This is a genomic window from Corallococcus sp. AB011P (assembly GCF_003611605.1).
Taxonomy (GTDB): domain Bacteria; phylum Myxococcota; class Myxococcia; order Myxococcales; family Myxococcaceae; genus Corallococcus; species Corallococcus coralloides.
The window spans coordinates 763,309-784,736 of record NZ_RAVX01000003.1 but is presented as its reverse complement, the minus strand read 5'-3'; the positions used below and the strand labels follow the sequence as shown (position 1 = coordinate 784,736).

Here is a 21,428-nt window from a genome sequence, read left to right as displayed (position 1 = left end):
TCCGGACGTTGCAGCTACAGGCGTGTGTCACACGGCCACCGGGGGCCAGCAACTTTTCAACCCCACCTGTCCGTCCGTCAGCGCACCCAGCCCAGCGTCCGCGCCAGCTCCTCGTCGATGACGCGGCACCACCCAGGCTCGGAAGGCACCACGGCGGCCAGCACCTTGCCGCCATTGCGCACCGGGGCCCGCTGGGGTCGGCAGCGAGCCCGCACGGCGTGTTTCACGTCCTGGCGGAAGAAGTGCGCGGGGAACACGGCCTCGCCCTTCCCTTCCGGCAGGTAGCCGTCGTCCGGGGTGAGCCACACCAGCGCGCCCAGGCGCAGGGGCACCACCTCCCGGCGCCACAGCCGCCGCACCTCCCACGCGAAGCCGCCCAGGGCCACCAGCGCCCCCAGGCCCAGGCCCCACGGCAGCAAGCCCACCCGGGCCGCCCGGGCCCGAGCATGAGTCGCCTCGCGAGGCCGTCCCGGCTGGGAGGGGTCCACCAGCAGCTGCACCCGGGCGCCGTGGCCCAGGCCCGCCGCGTGGTCCGCGGCGGTGCGCACGCCCGACACGGAGTGATCCTCGCCCGCGAACGTGTAGAGGACGTCCAGCGTGCCCTCCGCGTCTTCGTGCTGGCTTGGAGGGGGCGCGTGGCTCGCGCCCACCACCGCGTCCACCAGCTCCGCGCTGGACGTGAAGCGCTGCTCTTCGACGAAGTAGCGGCCGGCGTAGCTGGCACCCAGCCCCAGCACGGTGATGATCACCAGGCCCAGCACCACCCCGCGCACCAACCGCGCCACCGCCCCAGGCACCTGGGCGAGTTTGACGCTGCGGGGGGCATGGGGGATGGCGAGCTGCATGGCGGGCGCGAAGCCTACTTCACGACCGCGGCCCGCGCTTCATTCCCGCCCGGCTTCAAGTCAGTCCCGGTGCCGTTCCGCCTCCCGGAAGAACTGCGTGAGCGAATAGTCCAGCAGCGCCTCGCAAGACTGCATGTACCGGCGGGCACGGAGGAAGGGAAGCCAGACGCGCTTGCCGACGCGCACTTGCGACTCCTCCAGCTTTTGCCGTGGCACCCATGTCCCGCCCAGCCGACGTACCAGCGTACGGCCCAAGTAGGCCCCCAGGGCCGGCGCGGTGTGACTGTCGATGAGGTCTCGCAGGTACCGCGTCGGGAAGCTCTCCTTCCAGAAGTAGAAGTCGAGGTCGGTGAGCGACTCAGGCGTCTCCTCGAAGATGCTGGGCACCTTGGTGTGCAGCACCGCCACGAGTCCTTCGGACAGGTCGTCGTAGTCGCTGAGGACACGCTCCGGATTCTCGACGTCCGATGGGAGTGCGGATGGGAGCCACTCCTCCGGCTCGGGCGGCTGGAAGGCGTTGAGCTCAGCAATCTTCTGTTGCCGCTCGCTTTGGGCGAATTCGTACGGCAGCCGGGAGAGGAGCGGCGCCAGGTCGGGGTGGAATCGCGGTTCCACCAGAGCGAGCGCGGCACTGCGCTCGCGCAGGGTCCGCAGCACCGTGTCGAAGTCGAGCTCCGGCCGCAGGTGCACATGGGCACGTGCCTGGGCGACGCGCGACTCTTCACTGGCGAAGTCGGCGGGGGTGGGCCGCAGCACCAAGAGGACGGAGCCATTGGGGAGCTCCTCCACGAGGTGCGCGGGAGTCGTGAGTACCCGCTCGCGGCCTACCGTCTCCACCAGCCTGGAGCCGAAGACATTGAGCCAGGAAAGTTCATAGACCTTATCGAATCCATCCCTCCAAACAGTCTCATCGTCCCGGCCAAAGCTGGGAGAACCTGACAGTTGGTTATCGGCGGAGCTGTGAGCAAACGCGTGTGAAGGCGGGTAGCGCAACGCCCACGCGCGAAACATCTCCATAAGTCGCTCGCACGGCGCCCTCCCAGCAAACAACGGGAGTGAATCAATGTGAATCAAGGCAGAAAGCTCAGGTGAGAGCGGAGGGAGAGAAAGGCTCAATGACATGTCCAACGCAGGTTCTTGCGTTCGACAAAGTCCGAGGAACGTAACCCTCTCCACGCGCCTTTCCCTGAGGGCCTTCCAGACGGAATCCCTGGAGTACCTGCGGACACGCTTCCCGCTCACAACATCGGGCATCCACTCGCCCGCATATTCCTCCAGGCTTTCGAAGAACGGTCCCAGCTCATCCTCAACTGGAGCCGCGCTGTCAAAAGTCCCTTCAAAGGACAGCACGAGATGGTCCGCCGATTTTGACTCCCACGGGTTCAGATGCCTCATTGAAACACGATCTCCACTTCCTGAACCGCACGCCGTGTGGCACGCAAAGCCTGATTCAGGTCCAGTGCGTTCCTGGGTTTCAGTCTTCCACCCTCATAGATCAAGCGAACCTTCTGAACCCGCACATTCATCTGCATGCCAGGGCGTCGGATGTTCAGCATCTCGCCGTAGTACCTCAAGGCTGTGCTCGCGTCCTCGACCATTTGAGCCCTGAGCGCGTCAGCTATTGACTGCGAAAGGTCTCGGCTCTTGAAGCTGAAGGTCTCCACGCGAAGAGAAGAGCCGGGAGCAGGCTGTTCCTCGATGACGAGGACGTCCGCGAAGCGCAGGTCCGACTTCATCACTCCCACGTGCGTCTCGATGCGAGGTCGGTCGAAGCCCCCGAGCCATCGACGCTGGGCCCGTGGAAGGGCCGCATCCTCCTCCAGGAGGGCAACCATGGCTTTCTCGAAGGCCAGGCCCCGCGCGTAGTGGGCGAACATCTCCTGGTAGCCCGCCCATTTCAGGGGACCCTTGACGTCCGCACCGCTCTGAATCTCCTGGAGCCGCCGCTCTCGGTAGGAGACGTAGTCGCGCCAGAGGCCCGCGCCCCTCTCGACTCCCACCGGAGGTGCATCCAGTTCGGGCGCCAGTCCCTTCAGCACCTCCACGTCCTTGGGAAGGCGTGGGCCCGAGGCCTCCAGTTCGGCCTGGAGCAGCTTGGCCTTCGCCGCCTCCAGAGCGGACGCTCCTGCGTCCTGCGCCAGCAATGCGGAGCCGCGGGCACTCTTCCCGGCCACGCCCTTCGTTTCCGCAGCGCGGGCGGAATCGCGACGGGCCTCCGCCAACACCACGTGCGCCTTCGCCGGATTGCCGCGCGCCTCGTGCAGCGCCAGCAGCCCCGCCTCGCCCCACTCGGCGGCGACCCGCGCGCCCTCTCGGCTCGCCTGGATGTATCGCAGCAGATCGCGAGCGGCGTTGACGCCCAGTTGCGCCTCCAGGCGATCGAGCAGCGCCTTCATTCGCTCGAAGTCCAGCGCGGGCATCTGGAGCCGCCTCAACCCTCCGCGAGCCTCCACAAGGGCCCTGGCGCCCTTGCCTCCTGCGTACAGCGCCACCGCCAGTGCTGCCGGTGCGAGCTCCCGGCTGGCCTGCTCGTACTTGCCCTGCGCCAGCGAGTACGCCCCGTGCCCCGTCCCCGCCACCAGGTGGTAGAAGCCCAGCGGCACGCCAAACGTCAGGTGATCGAAGGCCCCAGCCGAGACGCTTCCGGCCGAGTAGTGCCGCGCCATCAAGGCCTTCTGCACTTCGTCGAGGGCGACTTGATAGGGCGATGGCATCTGCCCCCGCATCGCCATCAGGTCCGTGTACCGGGCCTCACCACTCACGGAAGAGCTGGAGAGCATGTCCCGGCCCGCTCGCCCCAGCCCGCGCAGCACATCTGGGGCCTGCTCTCCTCGTTCCGGGAAGCCCTCCAGCGCCAGCCCCCGCCGCTTCAGCTCCTCGCGGACGGCGGCCATGCTCCCCAGCGTCTCCCCCAACTGCTTGTCGCGCGCCAGCAGCCGCACCACCTCGCGTAACTCATCATCGAACGCCGAGTGGAGGACGAAGAGGGCGAGGACCTCTGCGTACGGCACGCCATGCTTCTCGGTGGCGGCGACGAGGAACGCAGCGCGCTTACGGCCGAGGATCTCCGATGCCCGCGCATCGAGAGGCCCCAGGGCGCCCAGCCGGACGGCGTCCCAGGCCTCCAGCGACTCCACCAGCGAGGCCATGTCCACTCCGCGCTGCATGGCCACGAACTCGGCTGGAGACGCACACACCAGGAAGGGCGCCAGCACTTCCTGGCTGGAGTCCAGGTGAGGCCAACCGGAAGGCACGGCCTTGCCACCGCAGGCGAACGCGATACCGCTCACCTCACCCGAGCCGCGCGCCCCCGGCCTTTCGGCGGCTTCCGTCAAGGGGCCGCGTCGAAAGCCCAGGGGCGCCACCACGTACTCCCCAGTCGGGGAACCGGGCTCCTCATGCGGGTATACACCCGCCGCCGTGCTGTTCGCCGCCTGGGCGACCGCGGACAAGGGACTGAAAGCCAGGGTCGTTGCATGGCGCGACTTCGCGGGGACCGACGCGCAGCCCGAAGCGAGGAGGGCCACCAACAGCATGATGCAGGGTCCGCCATGCAGCCGCCGCTCAGCGCACATGGTCCACCCCCAGCCCCACGGCCGCGAACGCGCCCGGCCGCAGCGTCCCCTCTGGCGTGCGAAACAGCAACGTGCCGCCCTGCCCCACCGCGTACAGCGCCCCATTCAGGATGCGCCACCGCGCCTCGCTCGACGCGAGGTAGCGGGCTCCAGGCTGACCCATTCCCATCGCCACGCCGCCTGCCGCCACGGTGAGGTTCCGATGGAACACCTGTGCCTCCAGGCGCCCATCCACGTCCACGCGGCCCCAGTTGAAGAACTCCGCCCCCACCGTCAGGCGGAAGTGGCGCTTCCCCAGCGCGCCCAGGCCCGCCGCGTCCCAGCTGAGAATCACCTCGCCGTGGGCCGAGGCCCCGTCCGGGAAGGGGGCATCCGCTTGTGGCAGGGCGGACGGTCCCGCCACCTGGAAGCGCGCCAGCTCGTAGTCCGGACCGAAGGAGCCCTGGCGGAAGCCTCCCCGCTGCAGGCGCCCTTCCAGACGCGCCCGCAGGTCCAACGTCGAGGACACGGACTCCACCCCCAGGCCCGCCACCGCGCCCCAGGCACCTCCTTCGCCGGGACGCCCACCCCAGCCCCCCATCGCCTGCAGCTCGAAGCCGCCCTCGGGGTTTCTGCGCCGCACGAGAATGGCCGTCCCATCCAGGTGGGCCAGCGTCATCGGCGCCGAAGGCCCTCCAGCCTTCCCCCAGTCATGCACCGCGGACAGCGACAGCAGGTACTGCAAGGGATTGTGCGGGCGGCCGAAGAGCAGGTGCTGCGCATCCAGGACGACTTCCGCGCCCATCAGCCGCGCACCGAGCACGTCCGAGGCGAAAGCCTCCACATATACGGGCGCCATCAGGCCCGTCACCACCGCCCCGGCGGGGTGATAGTTGGGATTGCCCCGGTTGTTGTATCGACGCACCAGGTGCCCGGACAGCAGGGTGTATGACTCCAGGGCGCCCATCCACAGCGAGTTCGGTGCATCCCCTCCCACCGTGAGGATGCGCACCACCTGGCCCCAGTCGGACAGCGTGTCCCAGTCCTCCCTCCGAACGAGGCCGGCCCCTTTCCCACCACCCCACATCCGCAGTCGCACCGGGGCGCCCAGGCCGAGGTGAAGCACTCCGGGCCTGGCCACCACCCACTTCGGCACCACCTGCAGAAATCCTTCATCCCTCCCCGCTGTACTCCGGGGAAGCAACGTCCACGTCGTGGTCTCCAAGCTCAGGAGGTTCGCCCAGCGCGAGCTCGAGTCGGGCGGGGTCGGTAGCGGAGGCTCCTCCTTGGGCTGCGCGCCTGCATCCTTGATGGAAGGCTCAAGCGGAACGACCCCATCCGGATCGGTGGTGACGGAGTCCTCCACTGCTTCGTAGGTCCGGAGGTCGGAAACCTCCTCCGCCCAGCCCGCTCCGGGTAACAGCAGCAGCACGACGGCCCAGCTCCGACGCACGAACATCGACGCCTCCCGAGAAGGCCCCAGCAGGGGCCGCAAGGACAGAGGTTCCCCGTTCGGTCCGACAGGGCGTCGGGCCACGGGCGAAGGCTCCTGGAGGTGGAAGGCGCCAAGGAGTTTCAAACCAGGGGTTGACTCCTGACCCCTAACGGCCCCTTGCGTCCCTTGTCGTCAGCCCGTTGCTGGCGCGAGCCCTCAGGGGAACGTCATGTTGCCGAGCGTGATGCTCCGAGGCCCATCTGCTTCCCAGAGCTTGAGCGAGAAGGGACCTTGGACAGCGGCGGCCGGAGCCTCGGCCTCAACCACGACGCGCCCACTGGTTCCCGGGAGTATTGGCGTCACTTGCCAGACTTGAAGAATCTTCAAGTCCTCGCCCGTCCTGCCTTTGAGCGTCGCCCCTTCGGCCCTCCACGGCAAAACTCCAGCCTTTACCGCAATCAAGACATCCACTGCCACCAGCATTCTGGAGCGGTAACCGTTGACGAAGGATGTCTCCAGTCCATTGGCCGCCGTTTTCGCGACAGCCTTGGTCAGGACCTGGCCCGCGACTCCATGAGGATCCAATCCCCCGTTGAAGAGGAGCCCCGTCAATCCCCCCGGTGTCTGATGCGCAGACGTCATTCGCGCCAGGTCTTCCTTGCAACGGAAGGCCTCCGCGCGCGCATCCCGGATCTCTTGCTGATACGTCTCGATCGTCCGCGGTTTCCGGTAGACTTCGACAGTGGCCTCCGCCTTCGCCGGATGTGCTTTCAGCAGGAACACCGCTGTCCCTGGCGCCGCACCGTCCCGAAATCGCACCACCAGCTTGAACCGTTCGCCTGGGGTGATGTTGGCCGAGGGCACAAGCCGGATGGTGGCCTGCCCCACGTCCACCAGGGAAAAGCGTTCTCGATTTTCCAGATCGAGACCCTCCCGCTGCAACTCAGAGTCAAAGAGAAGCATCGTGGAAAGGCCCGGGCTGACCACCACTTCACTGACGCTCCCAGCGCCCTCTGGGGTCAATTCGATGCGCCGTGAACCTGGGACTGTCGATGAAACATCCACCTGCGCAATCGCGGCATCCCCAGCGAGAAGCAGTCCCAGGAGAACGACAAATGATGGAGATGGCACCCGACAGTCGCTCCGTTGGAGGTGCTACTCGAACTCACTCACAGCCTTCAAATAAGCTGTCGTCCAGATCCGGGCCCGGGAGGGAGAGTCATCGCCGGCTTCTCGCGCCATGCCTCGCGGTCCCTCTTCGGCATAAGCCTCAAGGCATACAGGGAAACTGTCGCCCTGTGGCGTCGTCGCCCAGGTGAGCCGGGCATAGACGCGGTCACGCACGATGCTCCGCCCTGACAAGACGCTATTGTCTGGCAGCCCTTCCCAGTCAGTAACGAGGTGTACTTCAACGGGCCCCTCTCCGATTGAAACGATCCGAGGGCTTCCCCTGACGAAGAGCGCCGGATGTTTGTCCCCAAGGACCATTCCCCGTTTCTCCATGGCCTTCACCGCGCCCACCGGACACGGCTCTGGCGGCGGAGGCTGGCGCACCTGCGTCCCAGGGCATGCGAGCGCCGTGCAGGCCGCCGCCGTGCTCACCGCACGGGCCATGACGCCCAGCCTCTTCTTCGTGGGCTTCGAGGGGAGCTGAAGGGACTGCGTGTCTTTCGGCGGCGTCGTCACGGTGGCTGAATCCTCCTGGAGCGTCGCGGGGAGCGCGACGGCCGCGGCGGTGGCCTCCGGCCCGGTGGGAGCTGCGGCGCGGTCAGCTTGAGGCGACTCGCCGGAGGTCGCTACTTCCTGACGAATGGCGACAGGCCCCGAGCCGCGCCACGTCCTGGGTCCCCACACGGCCCCCGACAGGACGAGCACCACGGCGAGCGCCACCCAGGCGCGGAGGGCCCCGCGATTCGTGGGCGCCACCGCCACGGCCGGCTCGGGAGGCAGCGCCTCTACCGCGGCTACAGCCCCTTTCAGAGGAAGGCGAAGGCCTCGGCGAGGACGGTGCTGGGGGTGGTTCCGCCACTGCTCGAAGCTGTCGGGGCTCTCCCCCTCCGTTGTCGCGGAGTCCTCGGCATAGGCGTCGCAGAGCGGCACGTCCCACGTCGCGTCCGCGCCACGCAGCGCCTCCTCCAGGGACTCACAGAGCCTCCGGGCGCTCGGCGTACGGGCCTCGGGTGTCTTCTCCAGGAGCCGCAGGCACACGTCGCCCAGCGCCCGGGGCACGCGCACGTTCTCCTCGTGCGGCGGCGTGGGCGCGCTGGAGAGAATCGCCTCCGTCAAGCTGGCGGCATCCTCCCCATCGAAGGGGAAGCGCGCCAGCAGCAACCGGTAGGCGACGAGCCCCAGCGCCCACAAGTCGTCCGCCGGTCCCGCCGTGTACCGGGCGTCCGGCGCCTCGCGATGGGCACGCAGGAAGCGCCACGCCTCCGGCGCGCGGTAGTCCACCGTCCCGGGCGGGAGGATGTCCGCCGTCAAGTCACGCGCGCCCACGTAGTCGCCAATGCCGAAGTCCACCAGCTTGGCCACGCCATCCGAGGCGCGCACCATGACGTTGGCCTCCTTCACGTCCCGGTGCACCACCCCGTCCGCATGGGCGGCGGCGAGCGCCCGAGCCACGCCCAGCAGCACGCGCGCCGCCTGCCGCGCCGTGGGGTTCTCCGCGTCGGACCATTCGTCCAGCCTGCGCCCGTCCACGTACTCCATGACGATGACGGCGAACTGAGGCTGGGCCACCGGCCAGTAGCCGTGGCCCAGGATTCCCACCACGTTGGCGTGCCGCAGCCGGGTGAGGATGGAGACTTCGCGCTCCGCCCGCTCGCCCACGCGCGGCAGGTGCAGCAGCTTCAGGGCAAAGCGCTGGCCCTCGCAGTGCGCAAGGTACACCGTGCCAAAGCCGCCCTGCCCCAGTTGGCGCTCCACCGTGTAGCCCAGCACCTGGGCTCCCGGAGTCAGCACGGAGGGAGGTGGCCCCTGAATCATGGCTCCCCTCCCTCGGACTCCCAGCCTATTCGCATGCGGCGGCCTCCCGGCGGGGCGCGCACCCTACCCAAGGCATGAGAAGCCCAACGCGTTGGGACGCATCCCGCTGGCGACTCGTGGAGTCCACTGAAGCGCTTCCAACCTCCCGCATTCATTCCTACGCGCCCTGGGCTACGCCTGGCCACCCTCACCCAACTCCACCTCGTCGCGAAGGCCGCTGCCCTCCGCCAGCACCTGGGCCCACTCCGCCGCGGCCTCCTGCCGGCCATAGCCCGGGTGTCGCCTCGCCAGGGCGACTCGCATGGCATCCCGCATGTCCGCCGCCGTGGCAAAACGCTCGTCGGGGTTGGCGCGCAGCGCGACATGCAGCATCGCCTTCACGTCCGGGGACAGGAAGGCCACGGCCTCCTCGACATCCTCCGGGCCGAAGCGGGCCAGCAGCCCCTGCATCTGCGCCAGTGGCAGCGAGAGAATGAGCTCCGTGAAGAGATACGCCAGGTGACGGGGCGGTCGCGGCACGTCTTCCACGTCAAAGAGATGCTTGCCCGTGAAGAGCTCCACCAGCAGCACGCCCAGACTGAAGACGTCGGAGCGCTGCGAAAGCGGCGCTCGCGCCAGGTACTCCGGCGAGGCGTAGGCCACGTCTCCGCGGACGAGGTTGGCGGGGGATTCCCGGCGCCCCACCACCAGCGAGTACGCCGCGCCGAAGTTCGTCAGCTTCACCTCGCCCTGCGTCCCCACGTAGACGTGCCGGGGGTTGACGTCGCGGTGGATGACGCCCAGCGACTGGCCGCCCGCGTCCGTCAGCGTGTGCGCGTGGTGCAGCGCCTCCGCGATCTCCCCGCCGACATAGAGGGCGAGGGCTTCGGAGACGGGCCGGCCGCGCGCCACGCCCGCGCTCACCAGCGTCTCCAGTGAGGGGCCGTCCACGGACTCCATGACGACATGCAGCGCGTCCTGGTGCACCTTGCGGTGGAAGACCTGGGCGATGGCCGGGTGGCGCAACCGGAACGCCAGTTGAATCTCCTCTCCCAGGCGCGTGCGCTGACTGTACGTGGAGGGGTTCGCCAGCCGCCGTACGAAGCAGAAGCCGGGCAGCGCGGGGACCCGCCCCGAGAAGCGCCGGGCCAGCATCAGCGACTCGCCCGTCTCCATCAGCACCAATTCGCGGACAGCCTCGTAGCGGATGCCGTCGATGGTGAAGAGGTGCAGAGGCCTGTCAGGCGTCGGCGGAAGCTGCCTGCGACGCGGGGAGGCCTCCGTGCGCGCCAGGTCGTCGGTTGTCGATTCGGGCATGACTCCTCGGGAGGCGGGAGAAAGGCGCGGTGACGCCTTCCAAGGAGTTTGAGCGTGTGGACTTTTAAAGTCCACACTCAAGGACTCAAAAAGTTCAAAACCGGGGCAAGGCCATGACGAAGCCAATGCGCATCCTCCATCGTGGAGACAGCCCCCTCGCTCCCATCCTGGTTCCTTGCTCGAACGAGGACGGGAGCGATTGCGTGGGGGCGCCCTGCCCTTCAGGACAGGGCCGCGGCCTTACGGCAGGTACGTCACCTCCAACGTGGGATGCTTCGACGCGTCCGCGGACTCACGCGAGTAGTAGCTCGTGAGGTAGTGCGGGCTGGAGAGCCGGAAGGAGACGCGCCGGTCGGTGGCGTCCGAGGCGGCCTGGAGCACGGGGATGAAGTTCGTATCCTCCGTGACGCCCACCTGGTCGAAGTACGGGTTGATGGTGGGGTACCAGAGCCACCACCAACCCAGGGGGGAACCGGTGGCCGCGGGCTGGTTGTTGTACGTGATGCTGTACTCACCCCAGTTGTTGTCCGGCACCAGGTACGTGTAGACGTTGCCATCGCCACCGGGCGAAACGCCCCAGAACGCCGTGGCGGACAGCTTCACGGACTGGATGATCGCCCCCGCGGGGATGCTGGCTAGGTTGAAGCGCAGGAAGATCTTCTTGTCGAAGCCGTAGTTGATGACCAGCTCCTGCGCGCTACCGTAGTTCCAGTCGGACTCCCCCCAATAATCGTGGTTGACGTAGGCATCCGCCTCCGGCTCCAGCACCGTGGTGACGGGTCCCAGCTCATAGGTGAGCGTCAGCGCCGGACGCTGGGCCGCGTTGCTGTACTCACGCGACCGGTAACGCGTCTTGTATCCCGGCGAGTGCAGCCGGAAGCTCACCAACTTGTCGCCGGCCAGTTCGCCCTGCACGACGGGGATGAGCGCGGCATTGGAATTGACGCCCCGCTTGTCCTCCGGCGTGAAGTCGTACCAGAGGAACCACTCGCCCACCGGACTCGTGGCGGGAGTGGGCCGGTTGTTCCAGGTGATGCCCATCTCCTGCCATGAGTCATCCGCGACGAAGGACGTGTACACATTGCCGTCCCCTCCGTACGCGTAGCCGTCGTAGGCCAGCGCGCTGAGGCTGGCGGCCGTGATGACCGCGTTCGCGGGCAGGCCGCTCAGGTCGAAGCGCAGGTAGGCCTCGGCGAACCCCCGGTTCACGACGAACGTCCCGTGGTTCCCGAAGTTCGCGTCGGGCCCGTCGGGCGAGACGTAGGAGTCCGCGACGGGCGTGAGCGTCACCGTCGTGGAGGCCAGCGCCAGCGACGGGGCCGACAGCGCGGCCACCGCCAGCAGGGTTGTTACAGAGGATGAAGACGGAAGTCTGAAGCGACTCATCATGTCTGCCTTTTTCCGTGAGGAGAGCAGTCATTGCTCTCAAGCTCACGGACCGGGCAGACAGAGAGTGTATTCAGCCCAACGTCTGCTTCAGCTTCGCCAGCAGGTTGAGCGCGTCCAGCGGCGTCATCCGGTCGATGGATGCAGTCCGAAGTGACTCCAGCACCTCCGCGTGCGCGGGAGGCACGGGCGGCGCGGCCACGGCGGCCGGAGCCGCCCCCCCGAACAACCCCAGCTGCCCCGCGCTCACAGGCGCCACGCGCTTCGTGGAGCGCACCGCCACGCGGGGACGGCCCGCGTCGTCCAGCTCGCCGGACTCCAGGTTCTGGAGCAGCTCGCGGGCGCGCGACACCACCTCCGGCGGCAGGCCCGCGAGCTTCGCGACCTCGATGCCGTAGGAGCGGCTGGCTCCGCCAGGAATCAGCTTGCGCAGGAAGATGACCTTGCCGCCCTGCTCCTTCACGGCGATGCACAGGTTCTTCACCCGGGGCCGCTCGCGCGCCAGGTCCACCAGCTCGTGGTAGTGCGTGGCGAAGAGCGAGCGCGCGCCCACCTTGTCGTGGATGTGCTCCGCCACCGCCCACGCGATGGACAAGCCGTCGAACGTGGACGTGCCACGGCCAATCTCATCCAGGATGACCAGGCTCTTGTTCGTGGCGTGATGGAGGATGTGGCTGGTCTCCGTCATCTCCACCATGAACGTGGACTGCCCGCGCGCCAGGTTGTCCGCCGCGCCCACGCGCGTGAAGATGCGATCACACAGGCCGATGCGCGCCGCCTTCGCCGGCACGAACGAGCCCGCCTGCGCCATCAGCGCCGTCAGCGCCACCTGCCGCATCACCGTGCTCTTGCCCGCCATGTTCGGGCCGGTGATGACCAACAGCTGCGCGTCCTCCGGATCCAACCGCACGTCGTTGGGGACGAAGGACTCGCCCGAGCCCAGCATCCGCTCCACCACCGGGTGCCGGCCGCCGGTGATCGTCAGCCCTTCCCCTGAGTCCACCTGGGGCCGCGTGTAGCCGTACTCCGCCGCGCACCGCGCGAAGGACACCAGCGCGTCCGCCGTGGCTACCGCCTCCGCCGCGGAGCGGATGCGCGGCGCCGCGGCGATGACCTTCGTGCGCAGCTCCTCGAACAGCTGGAGCTCCAGCACCACGCGGCGCTCCTCCGCGGTGAGGACCTTCTCCTCGTACTCCTTCAGCTCCTCGGTGACGAAGCGCTCCGAGCCCACCGTGGTCTGCTTGCGGATGTAGTCCTTGGGCACCGCGTGGAGGTTCGCCTTCGTCACCTCCAGGTAGTAACCAAACACCTTGTTGTAGCGGATCTTCAGCGAGGAGATGCCCGTGCGGTCCTTCTCCCGCTGCTCCAGCTTGAGCAGGTAGTCCTTGCCGGTGGTGGACAGCGCCACCAGGTCATCCAGCTCCGCGTGGTAGCCCGGCCGGATGAAGCCGCCCTCGCGGATGATCACCGGCGGCTCGTCGGTCACCGCGCGCATCAGCAGGTCCGCCAGCTCCGGCAGCGCGCCCAGCGGCCCGGACAGCGACTTCAAGAGCGCCGCGTCACACCGCGCGAGCGCCGCGCCCAGCTTCGGCAGCTGCGTCAGCGACAGCCCCAGCGCGCGCAAATCGCGTGCGTTGCCCGCGCCCAGCGACAGCCGGCCGCACAGCCGCTCCAGGTCGCCCACCTCCTTGAGCGTGGCCACCAGCTCCTCGCGCCACACGCTCTTGCCGGACAGCTCCTCCACCGCGTCCAGCCGCGCTTCAATCTCCGGCAGCGAGCACAGCGGCGCGGACAGCCAGCGCGCCAATTTGCGTGCGCCCAGGCCCGTGGCCGTCCTGTCCAACACGCCCAGCAGCGACCCCTTGCGGCCGCCGTCGCGCAGGCTCTTGAGCACCTCCAGGTTGCCCCGCGAGGACTCGTCCATCACCAGGCAGCCCGCGCGCTCCTGGCGCGACAGCCGGTCCACGTGCGCCGCGGGCGTCTTCTGCGTGTCCTTGAGGTAGCGCAGCGCGGCCCCGGCCGCCCCGGTGGCCAGCGGCGAGCCGTCCAGTCCGAACGCGGACAGCGACTGCACGTTGAAGTGCGAGCGCAGGAACGCGGAGGCCCGGGTGTGCTCGAAGGCCGCGCCCTCGCTTTCCGCCACGGCCGGCACGCGCGACAGCCGCTGGCACACCTGCACCACCTCCGGCGCGTCCCGCATGCCCTGCGGCACCAGCAGCTCGCGCGGCTCCACGCGCGACAGGCCCTCCACCAGCTCCGACAGCCCTTGAGCCTCGAAGGTGTAGAACTCGCCGGTGGACGCCTCCAGCAGCGCCGCGCCGAAGCCCGCTTCACCCCAGCACACGGCCGCGAGGAAGTTGCTGGCCTGCGGCTCCAGCACCTCGTCGTCCAGCACCATGCCGGGCGTGATGACCCGGGTGACCTCCCGCTGCACGATGCCCGGCCCCGCGCCCGGCTCCGTCACCTGCTCGCAGATGGCGACCTTGAGCCCGTGCTCCACCAGCTTCGCGATGTACCGGCGCGAGGAGTGGTACGGCACCCCGCACATGGGGATCTTGTCCGCGCCCTTGGCCCGGGCCGTGAGGGTGATCTGGAGCAGCTCCGAGGCCTTCACCGCGTCCTCGAAGAACATCTCGTAGAAGTCACCCAGCCGGAAGAAGAGCACCGTGTCCGGATGGAGCGCCTTCACCTCCAGGTACTGGCGCATCATCGGGGTCAGGGAAGCGATCTCCCGCGCACCCGCGGGGGCCTCACCCGTTCCGACTTCCGGAGTCGTGTCCACGTCGGGCAGCACCACGTCCGCCGCCTTGCCTGTCTTCGTCTGCTGCGTCACCGCCATCCCCGACCTTCTCTCACGACCTTACCCCCGGATCAACGAACGGACGCCCCTACCTGGTGCGTATGCCTACCACCGGCGTCCGACATTTCGACGGGCCCGTTTCCGAAAACGGTTTGCTGGCCCTCCCCCCCCCGGCAGGCTGCCCGGCGACATGCCGACCCAGCCCACCCGCCAGCCCCGACCCGCCGTCCCCGCCCTGTTCCAGGTGGCGCTCGCTCCCGTGCAGGCCTTCTTCCGGTTGGAGGCCAGCAGCGGCATCCTCCTGGCCCTCTGCGCGGTGGTCGCGCTCGTCTGGGCCAACTCCCCCTGGAGCGCCACCTACGCCGCCGTGTTCGACGCGCCCCTGCGCCTGGAGATCGCCGGCCACGGCGGCCCGTTCACCTTCCGCGAGCTCATCAACGACGGCCTGATGACGCTCTTCTTCTTCCTCGTGGGGATGGAGATCAAACGCGAGCTGTCCGCGGGCGAGCTGCGCACCTTCTCCCGCGCGGTGCTGCCGCTCATCGCCGCGCTGGGCGGCATGGTGGTGCCCGCCGCGCTCTACCTCGCCTTCACCCACGGCACGCCCGCGCAAGGGGGATGGGCCATTCCCATGGCCACCGACATCGCGTTCGCCATCGGCTGTCTCACGCTGGTGAAGGCGCGCGTGGGCCACGGGCTGGTGGTGTTCCTCACCGCGCTCGCCATCTTCGACGACATCGGCGGCATCCTCGTCATCGCGCTCTTCTACGGCACGGGCCTGCACGTGGAATGGCTCGCCGTGGGCGCGGGGCTGGTCGCGGTGCTCTGGGGGCTCAACCGCTTCTATGTGCGCAACGGCCTGGCCTACGCCGTCGTGGGCGCGGCGCTCTGGTACGCCATGCACCACGGCGGCATCCACGCGACGCTGTCCGGCGTGATCCTGGGCCTCTGCATCCCCGCGCTCCCCAGCCGCCCGGGCCGCGAGGTGCTGGAGGAGCTGGCGGCATACGTCCAGGGGCTGGTGTCCCGCCCGGACGACGAGGCCGCGCGCGGCGCGCAGCTGCTCCACATCGAAGAGTCGCTGGAGGACATCGAGCCGCCGCTCAACCGCTTCGTGCACCTGTGGCACGGCTACGTGGCGTACGGAATCGTGCCCCTGTTCGCGCTGGCCAACTCCGGCGTGGACGTGTCCGGCATGTCGCCCGCGGATCTGCTCAAGCCCCTGCCGCTGGGCATCATCGTGGGCCTCTTCGTGGGCAAGCAGGTGGGCATCTTCCTGTTCACCCTCGCGGCGGTGCGGGCGGGCGTGTCCCCGCTGCCCGCGGGCAGTGGCCTCGCCCAGTTGCACGGGGTGTCGGTGGTGGCCGGCATCGGCTTCACGGTGGCCCTCTTCGTGGGCGGGCTGGCCTTCGCCAATCAGCCGTCCCTGCTGGCGGAGGCCAAGCTGGGCATCCTGACAGGCTCACTCCTCTCCGCCGTCGTAGGCTACGTCCTCTTGCGCTACGTGGCCCGTCCGCCCCAGGCTGCCCTCCAGGCCTCGCCATGAACCTCCAGGACCTCAACCGCATCCGGCAGATTGCCCTCATCGCCGCCCGCCACGGCTTCGGCGAGGTGACCGAGCGCGCGGGCGTCTGGCGCCTGCTCGGCGGCCGCAAGGAGAAGGTGGAGGTCTCCGACGAGGCCCGCCGCGAGTCCACCGCGCGCCGCTTCCGCCTCTTCCTCGCGGAGCTGGGCCCCACGTTCATCAAGCTGGGCCAGGTGCTCTCCACCCGCGCGGACCTGCTGCCCGCGGAGTTCGTGGAGGAGCTGGCCACGCTCCAGGACAACGTGGAGGCCATCCCCCTGGAGCAGGTCCACGCGCAGATCCGCGGCGCCCTGGGCAAGGACGTGCAGGAGCTGTTCGCCCAGGTGGATCCGGAGCCGCTCGCCGCCGCGTCCATCGCCCAGGTGCACCGCGCGGTGACGCTGGACGGCGAGGAGGTCGTCATCAAGGTGCAGCGCCCCGGAATCGCCCAGCGCATCGACGCGGACCTGGGCGTGCTGCGCTCGCTGGCGCGCCTGCTGGAGGCCGTGGTGGAGGAGACGGGCATCTACTCGCCCTCCGGCATCGTGGACGAGTTCGACCGGGCCATCCACGAGGAGCTGGACTTCATCAACGAGGCCACCAACATCCGCGCGTTCCTGGAGAACCACAAGGACCGCCCGTACCTCAAGATTCCGCGCGTGCACGCGGCGCTCTCCAGCCGCACCGTGCTCACCATGGAGTTCATCCGCGGGGAGAAGATCAACCCCGCCGCCCTGCCAGAGGCGGACCGCAAGCAGATCGCCCAGCACATCCTGGAGGCCAGCTTCCGCCAGCTCTTCGACGACGGCCTGTTCCACGGCGACCCGCACCCCGGCAACGTGCTGCTCATGGAGGGCAACCGGCTGGCGCTGCTGGACTTCGGCGTGGTGGGCCGGCTCACCCGCCCCATGCAGGAGACGCTGGTGATGCTGTGCCTGGCGGTGGCGCTCAAGGACAGCGACTCCGTGGCGCGCATCCTCTACCGCGTGGGCGTGCCGGACGCGCGCGCCAACCTGATGGGCTTCCGCAACGACATCGACTCCATCCTGGGCCAGCACCTGCCCACCACGCTGGGCCAGGTGGACGCGCGCACGCTCCTGCGCGACCTGTTGGACCTGGCCGTGAAGTACCGCATCCGCATCCCCAAGGAGTACGCGCTGCTGTCGCGCGCCTCCATCTCCACCGAAGGCATGCTGCGCGGGCTCTACCCGGAGCTGAACATCCTGGAGGTCGCGCTGCCGTACGCGAAGGAGCTGATGGCGGGCCGCTATGATCCCTCGCAGCTCCAGGGCGGCCTGATGCGCACGCTCCTGCGCTTCCAGTCCATGGCGCAGGACCTGCCCACGCAGCTGTCGCAGATTTTGTTGGACCTGGAGACGGGCAAGTTCAGCGTCACGGTGCGCGCGGAGCAGTTCGACAAGCTCAACGAGAACCTGCGCAGCGTGGCCGTCATCGCCTTCCTGGGCCTGTGCGCGTGCGGCTTCATCGTGGGCGCGTTCATCGCCTTCGCGCCCCGGCCGCCCATGTACGGGAACGTGCCGGTGCTGGGCATCGTCGGCATCGCGCTGGCGGCGGCCCTCTTCGGCGCGGTGCTCACCTGGTACCTGTTCGGCGGCCGGTTCGGGAAGGTCAGCGTGACCCGCTTCCTCAAGAAGCGCAGGTAGCCGGGGACCTCACCGGCGCTCGGCACGGGGCGGGTGCGACAATGGCCCACCTGGGGAGGAGCAGGCGGGCGCGGGGAGCGCGTGTCACGCGAGCGCGAACGGATCCGTTGAGGGGTGCACAGTCAGGCGTGGCCCGGGTAGTCTGCGGGGCTTGTCGTTCTCCCCTCTTGCCCCCGTGCTCGACTTGTCCGCGAACCCAACCGCCGCCCGTCGTCCGTACCGCGCCCCGCTGGCCACGCTGTTCGCGGCCGCGCTCCTCGCCACCACCGCCGGCTGTGCAGGCGGGCTCGATGACCCCGATCGCTTCACCGGGGGCACCAGCTCCTGCGCCCCCGGCACCACTGGCGCGAGCGTCATCCAGGCGCAGTGCTTGTCGTGTCACTCCACGGACTCCAACGGGTCCGCGGGTGGCGGCCTGGACCTGCAGGCGTCCGGCCTCCCCGGGCGGCTCTACACCACCAACTCGGCGTGCAATACCCAGCCGCTGGCGGACAGCGCCAACCCGTCCCAGTCCTTCTTCCTGAAGAAGCTCACGGCGTCGCCGGGCTGCGGCGCGCGGATGCCGCTGGGCTCGTCGCTGAACGCCGCGGACACCGCGTGCGTCACCGATTGGCTGGTCGCCGGAAAGCCGGGCTCCCCGTGATGACGCGCACCCGATACGCCTCCGCCGCGGCCTTCCTGGGCGCGGCCCTGCTGCTCGCCCCCGCCGCGTACGCCGCGCCGAAGAAGGCGTCCGCGAAGACGGCGCAGTCCGCGAAGAAGAAGAAGGCCCAGCCCGCGGAGGCGCGCCGCGTGGCGGTGCTCGCCTCCGGTCCGCACGCGGACGCCGCGCGCGACGCGCTGGAGGCGGAGCTGGCCCGCCGTCCGGCCCGCTACGAAATCGTCCCCGAGTCCGCGGTGCGCGCCGCCGCTTCGCGCATGGGCCGGGATCCGACGCAGCCCGCCGGCGCCGCCGCCGTGGCGAGCGAGCTGGGCCTGAGCGCGGTGCTGGTGGCGGACACGTCCACCGTGGGCAAGAAGCACCAGGTGCGCGTCACCGTGCGCAACGGCAAGGACGGCAAGGCGCTGGCCTCGCCCGCCGCCGCGAAGCCCGCCACGCCGAAGCTGGTGCCCGTGGCGGTGAAGCGCCAGTGGACGGCGCTGGAGCGCGGCCTGCAGAAGTCCAGCGCGCCGGAGGCCGCCCCGGTGGCGCCTCCGCAGCCGCCCACGCCGGTGGAGCCGGAGCCGGCGGTGAAGCCCGCGGCGCCCATCGCGGAGACGCCCGCGCCCGCGAAGACGCCCGCCGCGGAGCCCATCCGCAAGCCGGTGGCCGCGGCTCCCAAGGAGAAGAAGGCGCCGGAGACGACAGAGGACTCCGTCTCCACGGAGCAGGAGCGGGCCTCCGCGCCCATCGTGGAGGGCGCGCTGGGTGTGAAGCTGTTGGGCCGGTCGCTGCGCTACAAGGACGACGTGTTCGGCGTGTTGCGGCCGTACACGCTGGGCCCGGACGTGGGCGGCTTCGCGCTGCCGGGCGCGCCCCAGGTGGCGGGTGACGTGACGGTGTATCCGCTCGCGGCCTTCCAGAAGGGCGCGCTGGCGCGGCTGGGCATCACGGGCGCCGTTGATCAGTCCTTCGGGCTGAAGTCCACGGGCTCCACGGGCGCGGTCTCCTACCCCACCACGGCGCGTGAGTGGCAGGCGGGCCTGCGCTACGTCATTCCCTTCGGCGAGGCGCAGCGCCACGGCTTCGAGATCACCGGCACGTACGGGATGAACACGTTCCGCATCGACGCGGTGGATGGCGAGCGGCCGTTGGACCTGCCCAACGTGGAGTACAAGACGGCGGGCCTGGGGCTGGGCGTGCGGGCGGCGCTGTCGGAGAAGTTCGACTTCAACTTCCGGCTCGGCTACCAGCACCCGCTGGACTCCGGCGAGCTGTCCTCGGACGCGTGGTTCCCGCGCATGTCCGCGGGCGCCGTCACGGGCAGCGCGACGCTGGCGTACCGGCTCAACCGCATCCTGGACGTGAGGGTGAAGGCGGACCTGCGCCGCTACTTCTTCAAGTTCAACCCGGAGCCGGGCGACCCGTACGTCGCCGGTGGCGCCGTGGATCAGTACCCCGGCCTGTCGTTCCAGTTGGGCTTCCGCTACTAGCCGTCGCAAAACACCACCGGTCCGTGACCAACCCGGACCGGTGGCTCCGTATGCCTTGGTGAATGCTCAAGGCCCCCGTTCTTCCCGTCCTCCTGATGCACGCGGCCCCGGCCGCTACGGCGGAGCTCTTCTCCGTCGACCTGCGCTCCAGCGCGTGACGTGCTTCGCCCTGAACGAAGCGTCGTCCAGCCCGGGCAAGCGGTGCGTCGCGGCCCCCCCCATCCACCACCCTCAAGGCCTGTCGGCCTGACGCCAGGCTTTGTCAATCCACGCCACCTGAAACACCTCAATCCCAGAACTGGAAAGAAGATGTTCCGAACTCTCTATGCATCATTGCTGTTGGCGCTGGTCTCACTGCCATCCGTGGGAGCGGCCCAGCCGTACACGTCGTCAACCCTGGCCCAGCCGGACGCATATGCATACACAGGGATCATGGGTTCACCTGGCGCGACCATGCACGCCGGACAGCTGCATGTTTTTTACGGAATGAACGAAATCTTCCGGGATTCGTGGAGCGGCGAATACTCATCCAGAGCTCACACGTACTTCACCGTCACCGGAAGCGGGGGGACATCAACGTCCAGCATTGGGAGTTACAGGCAGTCCTGGACTGCGCTGGATGAAGGCAACGCAGTGAGCCAGTTCTTCATTCGAAACACCGGCCTCGTGGGATTCAACTATGACGTATTGTCCCGCTACCGGAAGGTGGATGGTTCGCAGAATTGGGTCCTCTCGACGATCGACGGCGGCATCGAGGGCGATGTTGTCAGTGGCGGTGCCTTGACCCACATGTCCAATGCAATCAAGGCCGTCATGTACGCCGGCCAACCCCATGTTTTCTATGTTGGGCGCTCCTGCGGGTGTATGCGCCATGCCTGGTGGGATCCCAGCGCCAATCGCTGGAACTACGAAATCCTGGATGGCGAAGGTGGAGCGGATGGCCGGATCTCCACTGAGCTTGCGACTGACTTCTCCGCCATTGATGCGGTTGTCGCTGGAAATCAAATCCATCTGGTCTACATCGACTCAACAAACAGCAAGGTAAGGCACGCCTTCTATACCGGCGCAGGGTGGCTGTTCGAAACCATTCCCAGCTCGCGTCAGTACGGCCAGTCCGTCTCCGTAACGATGTATGGCGGAGATCCCCTCATCGTCGCTGACGACACGACGCTTCACGACCTTGTATCCATCCGCCCCAATAGCATCGGAGGGTGGATCGAGACTGTCTTGGATGGGGATGGCGCGTGGCACGGGCTCTATTTGGAGAACAAGGCAACCGACAGCGCCGTGGGTCGGGCACGAGCCATGACCTATGGTGGCAAGCTCCACGTCTTCTACATCAGCGTCGGCAAGGCGAAACACATGGAGACAGACTTCAGCACCTTCCGCTATCTGGAACTCCCGTCTTCAGTCACAGGTGGGGCGTCCGCGACCTTGCCCGTGCCCTACGTGGATGCCGCGGGCAAGCTCAACTCCGTCTATGCGAACGGCCCACTCCTGTTCAATGTGCGGTTGGACTAGAGCCAGAGGCGGATGGAGGCGATGAGGGCCATCGCCAGGGAGTTGGCGGCGCGCTTCTCGTAGCGTGTCGCCACGCGCCGGCTCTGCTTCAAGCGATTGAAGAAACACTCCACGCGGCAGCGCTTGCAGTAGGCCGCGTGGCGGAAGGCGCGGAGGGTCTGAGCGAGTGGGGGCGAGGTGTCCACGAAGACGAAGGGCGCGAACACGAAGGCCCGCGCCATCGCGGACGCGGCGCCCCCCAAGCG

15 protein-coding genes are annotated in these 21,428 nt (G+C 68.5%); 5 read left to right on the top strand and 10 right to left on the bottom strand.

Annotated features, from left to right (window positions below; genetic code table 11):
• Positions 1-77: 77 nt before the first annotated feature.
• The 9 genes from D7X30_RS12795 to mutS all read right to left on the bottom strand — a co-directional run bounded on the left by D7X30_RS12795 (position 78) and on the right by mutS (position 14,211).
• The gene (locus D7X30_RS12795) at positions 78-845 is read right to left on the bottom strand and encodes a DUF3592 domain-containing protein (RefSeq protein WP_120563162.1); all 768 of its coding nucleotides are present in this window, start codon (positions 843-845) and stop codon (positions 78-80) included.
• A gap of 60 nt (positions 846-905) precedes the next feature.
• Positions 906-2,240: a hypothetical protein gene (locus D7X30_RS12790; protein ID WP_120563161.1), complete on the bottom strand. Its 1,335-nt coding sequence runs from the start codon at positions 2,238-2,240 to the stop codon at positions 906-908.
• Complete coding sequence (locus tag D7X30_RS12785) at positions 2,237-4,420, bottom strand: hypothetical protein (protein WP_120563160.1); 2,184 nt, start codon at positions 4,418-4,420, stop codon at positions 2,237-2,239. Before D7X30_RS12785 ends, D7X30_RS12790 begins: the two co-directional genes overlap by 4 nt.
• Positions 4,410-5,858, bottom strand: coding sequence for a hypothetical protein (locus D7X30_RS12780; RefSeq protein ID WP_120563159.1), 1,449 nt, complete (start codon positions 5,856-5,858; stop codon positions 4,410-4,412). Before D7X30_RS12780 ends, D7X30_RS12785 begins: the two co-directional genes overlap by 11 nt.
• 192 nt (positions 5,859-6,050) lie before the next feature.
• On the bottom strand, positions 6,051-6,965 hold the full coding sequence (locus D7X30_RS12775) for a DUF2381 family protein (RefSeq protein ID WP_120563158.1): 915 nt from the start codon (positions 6,963-6,965) through the stop codon (positions 6,051-6,053).
• Positions 6,966-6,989: 24 nt separating this feature from the next.
• Positions 6,990-8,819 carry a serine/threonine-protein kinase gene (locus D7X30_RS12770; protein ID WP_120563157.1) on the bottom strand — a complete coding sequence of 610 codons (1,830 nt, stop codon included), beginning with the start codon at positions 8,817-8,819 and terminating at the stop codon, positions 6,990-6,992.
• Positions 8,820-8,990: 171 nt separating this feature from the next.
• The gene (locus D7X30_RS12765; RefSeq protein ID WP_120563156.1) at positions 8,991-10,115 is read right to left on the bottom strand and encodes a serine/threonine-protein kinase; all 1,125 of its coding nucleotides are present in this window, start codon (positions 10,113-10,115) and stop codon (positions 8,991-8,993) included.
• Positions 10,116-10,355: 240 nt separating this feature from the next.
• On the bottom strand, positions 10,356-11,504 hold the full coding sequence (locus D7X30_RS12760; RefSeq protein WP_120563155.1) for a DNRLRE domain-containing protein: 1,149 nt from the start codon (positions 11,502-11,504) through the stop codon (positions 10,356-10,358).
• Positions 11,505-11,574: 70 nt separating this feature from the next.
• Positions 11,575-14,211, bottom strand: coding sequence for a DNA mismatch repair protein MutS (gene mutS / locus D7X30_RS12755; RefSeq protein ID WP_199724268.1), 2,637 nt, complete (start codon positions 14,209-14,211; stop codon positions 11,575-11,577).
• A 280-nt stretch (positions 14,212-14,491) separates the two neighbouring features.
• Here mutS and nhaA point away from each other — a divergent pair, with 280 nt between their 5' ends.
• The 5 genes from nhaA (at position 14,492) to D7X30_RS12730 (ending at position 21,183) form a co-directional block, all read left to right on the top strand.
• Entirely contained in the window at positions 14,492-15,847 is a 1,356-nt protein-coding gene (gene nhaA, locus D7X30_RS12750; RefSeq protein WP_120563153.1) for a Na+/H+ antiporter NhaA, read from the top strand.
• Positions 15,844-17,529 carry an AarF/ABC1/UbiB kinase family protein gene (locus D7X30_RS12745; protein ID WP_120563152.1) on the top strand — a complete coding sequence of 562 codons (1,686 nt, stop codon included), beginning with the start codon at positions 15,844-15,846 and terminating at the stop codon, positions 17,527-17,529. The genes nhaA and D7X30_RS12745 overlap by 4 nt, the downstream gene beginning before the upstream one ends.
• 151 nt (positions 17,530-17,680) lie before the next feature.
• Positions 17,681-18,172 carry a hypothetical protein gene (locus D7X30_RS12740; RefSeq protein ID WP_147443176.1) on the top strand — a complete coding sequence of 164 codons (492 nt, stop codon included), beginning with the start codon at positions 17,681-17,683 and terminating at the stop codon, positions 18,170-18,172.
• On the top strand, positions 18,172-19,662 hold the full coding sequence (locus tag D7X30_RS12735) for a TonB-dependent receptor (RefSeq protein ID WP_120563150.1): 1,491 nt from the start codon (positions 18,172-18,174) through the stop codon (positions 19,660-19,662). The genes D7X30_RS12740 and D7X30_RS12735 overlap by 1 nt, the downstream gene beginning before the upstream one ends.
• Before the next feature lie 309 nt (positions 19,663-19,971).
• A complete protein-coding gene (locus tag D7X30_RS12730) occupies positions 19,972-21,183 on the top strand; it encodes a hypothetical protein (protein ID WP_147443175.1) in 1,212 nt (403 codons plus the stop codon).
• Here the strand turns inward: D7X30_RS12730 and D7X30_RS42290 are convergent.
• Entirely contained in the window at positions 21,180-21,404 is a 225-nt protein-coding gene (locus D7X30_RS42290) for a transposase (RefSeq protein WP_199724256.1), read from the bottom strand. The two genes, D7X30_RS12730 and D7X30_RS42290, sit on opposite strands and share 4 nt — an antisense overlap.
• Positions 21,405-21,428: the final 24 nt, after the last annotated feature.

Bases quoted from the DNA above. Each gene is read 5' to 3' on its own strand.
- D7X30_RS12795 (WP_120563162.1), bottom strand. From the start codon at position 845: ATGCAGCTCGCCATCCCCCATGCCCCCCGCAGCGTCAAACTCGCCCAG.
- D7X30_RS12790 (WP_120563161.1), bottom strand. From the start codon at position 2,240: ATGAGGCATCTGAACCCGTGGGAGTCAAAATCGGCGGACCATCTCGTG.
- D7X30_RS12785 (WP_120563160.1), bottom strand. From the start codon at position 4,420: ATGTGCGCTGAGCGGCGGCTGCATGGCGGACCCTGCATCATGCTGTTG.
- D7X30_RS12780 (WP_120563159.1), bottom strand. From the start codon at position 5,858: ATGTTCGTGCGTCGGAGCTGGGCCGTCGTGCTGCTGCTGTTACCCGGA.
- D7X30_RS12770 (WP_120563157.1), bottom strand. From the start codon at position 8,819: ATGATTCAGGGGCCACCTCCCTCCGTGCTGACTCCGGGAGCCCAGGTG.
- D7X30_RS12765 (WP_120563156.1), bottom strand. From the start codon at position 10,115: ATGCCCGAATCGACAACCGACGACCTGGCGCGCACGGAGGCCTCCCCG.
- D7X30_RS12760 (WP_120563155.1), bottom strand. From the start codon at position 11,504: ATGATGAGTCGCTTCAGACTTCCGTCTTCATCCTCTGTAACAACCCTG.
- mutS (WP_199724268.1), bottom strand. From the start codon at position 14,211: ATGATGCGCCAGTACCTGGAGGTGAAGGCGCTCCATCCGGACACGGTG.
- nhaA (WP_120563153.1), top strand. From the start codon at position 14,492: ATGCCGACCCAGCCCACCCGCCAGCCCCGACCCGCCGTCCCCGCCCTG.
- D7X30_RS12745 (WP_120563152.1), top strand. From the start codon at position 15,844: ATGAACCTCCAGGACCTCAACCGCATCCGGCAGATTGCCCTCATCGCC.
- D7X30_RS12735 (WP_120563150.1), top strand. From the start codon at position 18,172: ATGACGCGCACCCGATACGCCTCCGCCGCGGCCTTCCTGGGCGCGGCC.
- D7X30_RS12730 (WP_147443175.1), top strand. From the start codon at position 19,972: ATGTTCCGAACTCTCTATGCATCATTGCTGTTGGCGCTGGTCTCACTG.
- D7X30_RS42290 (WP_199724256.1), bottom strand. From the start codon at position 21,404: ATGGCGCGGGCCTTCGTGTTCGCGCCCTTCGTCTTCGTGGACACCTCG.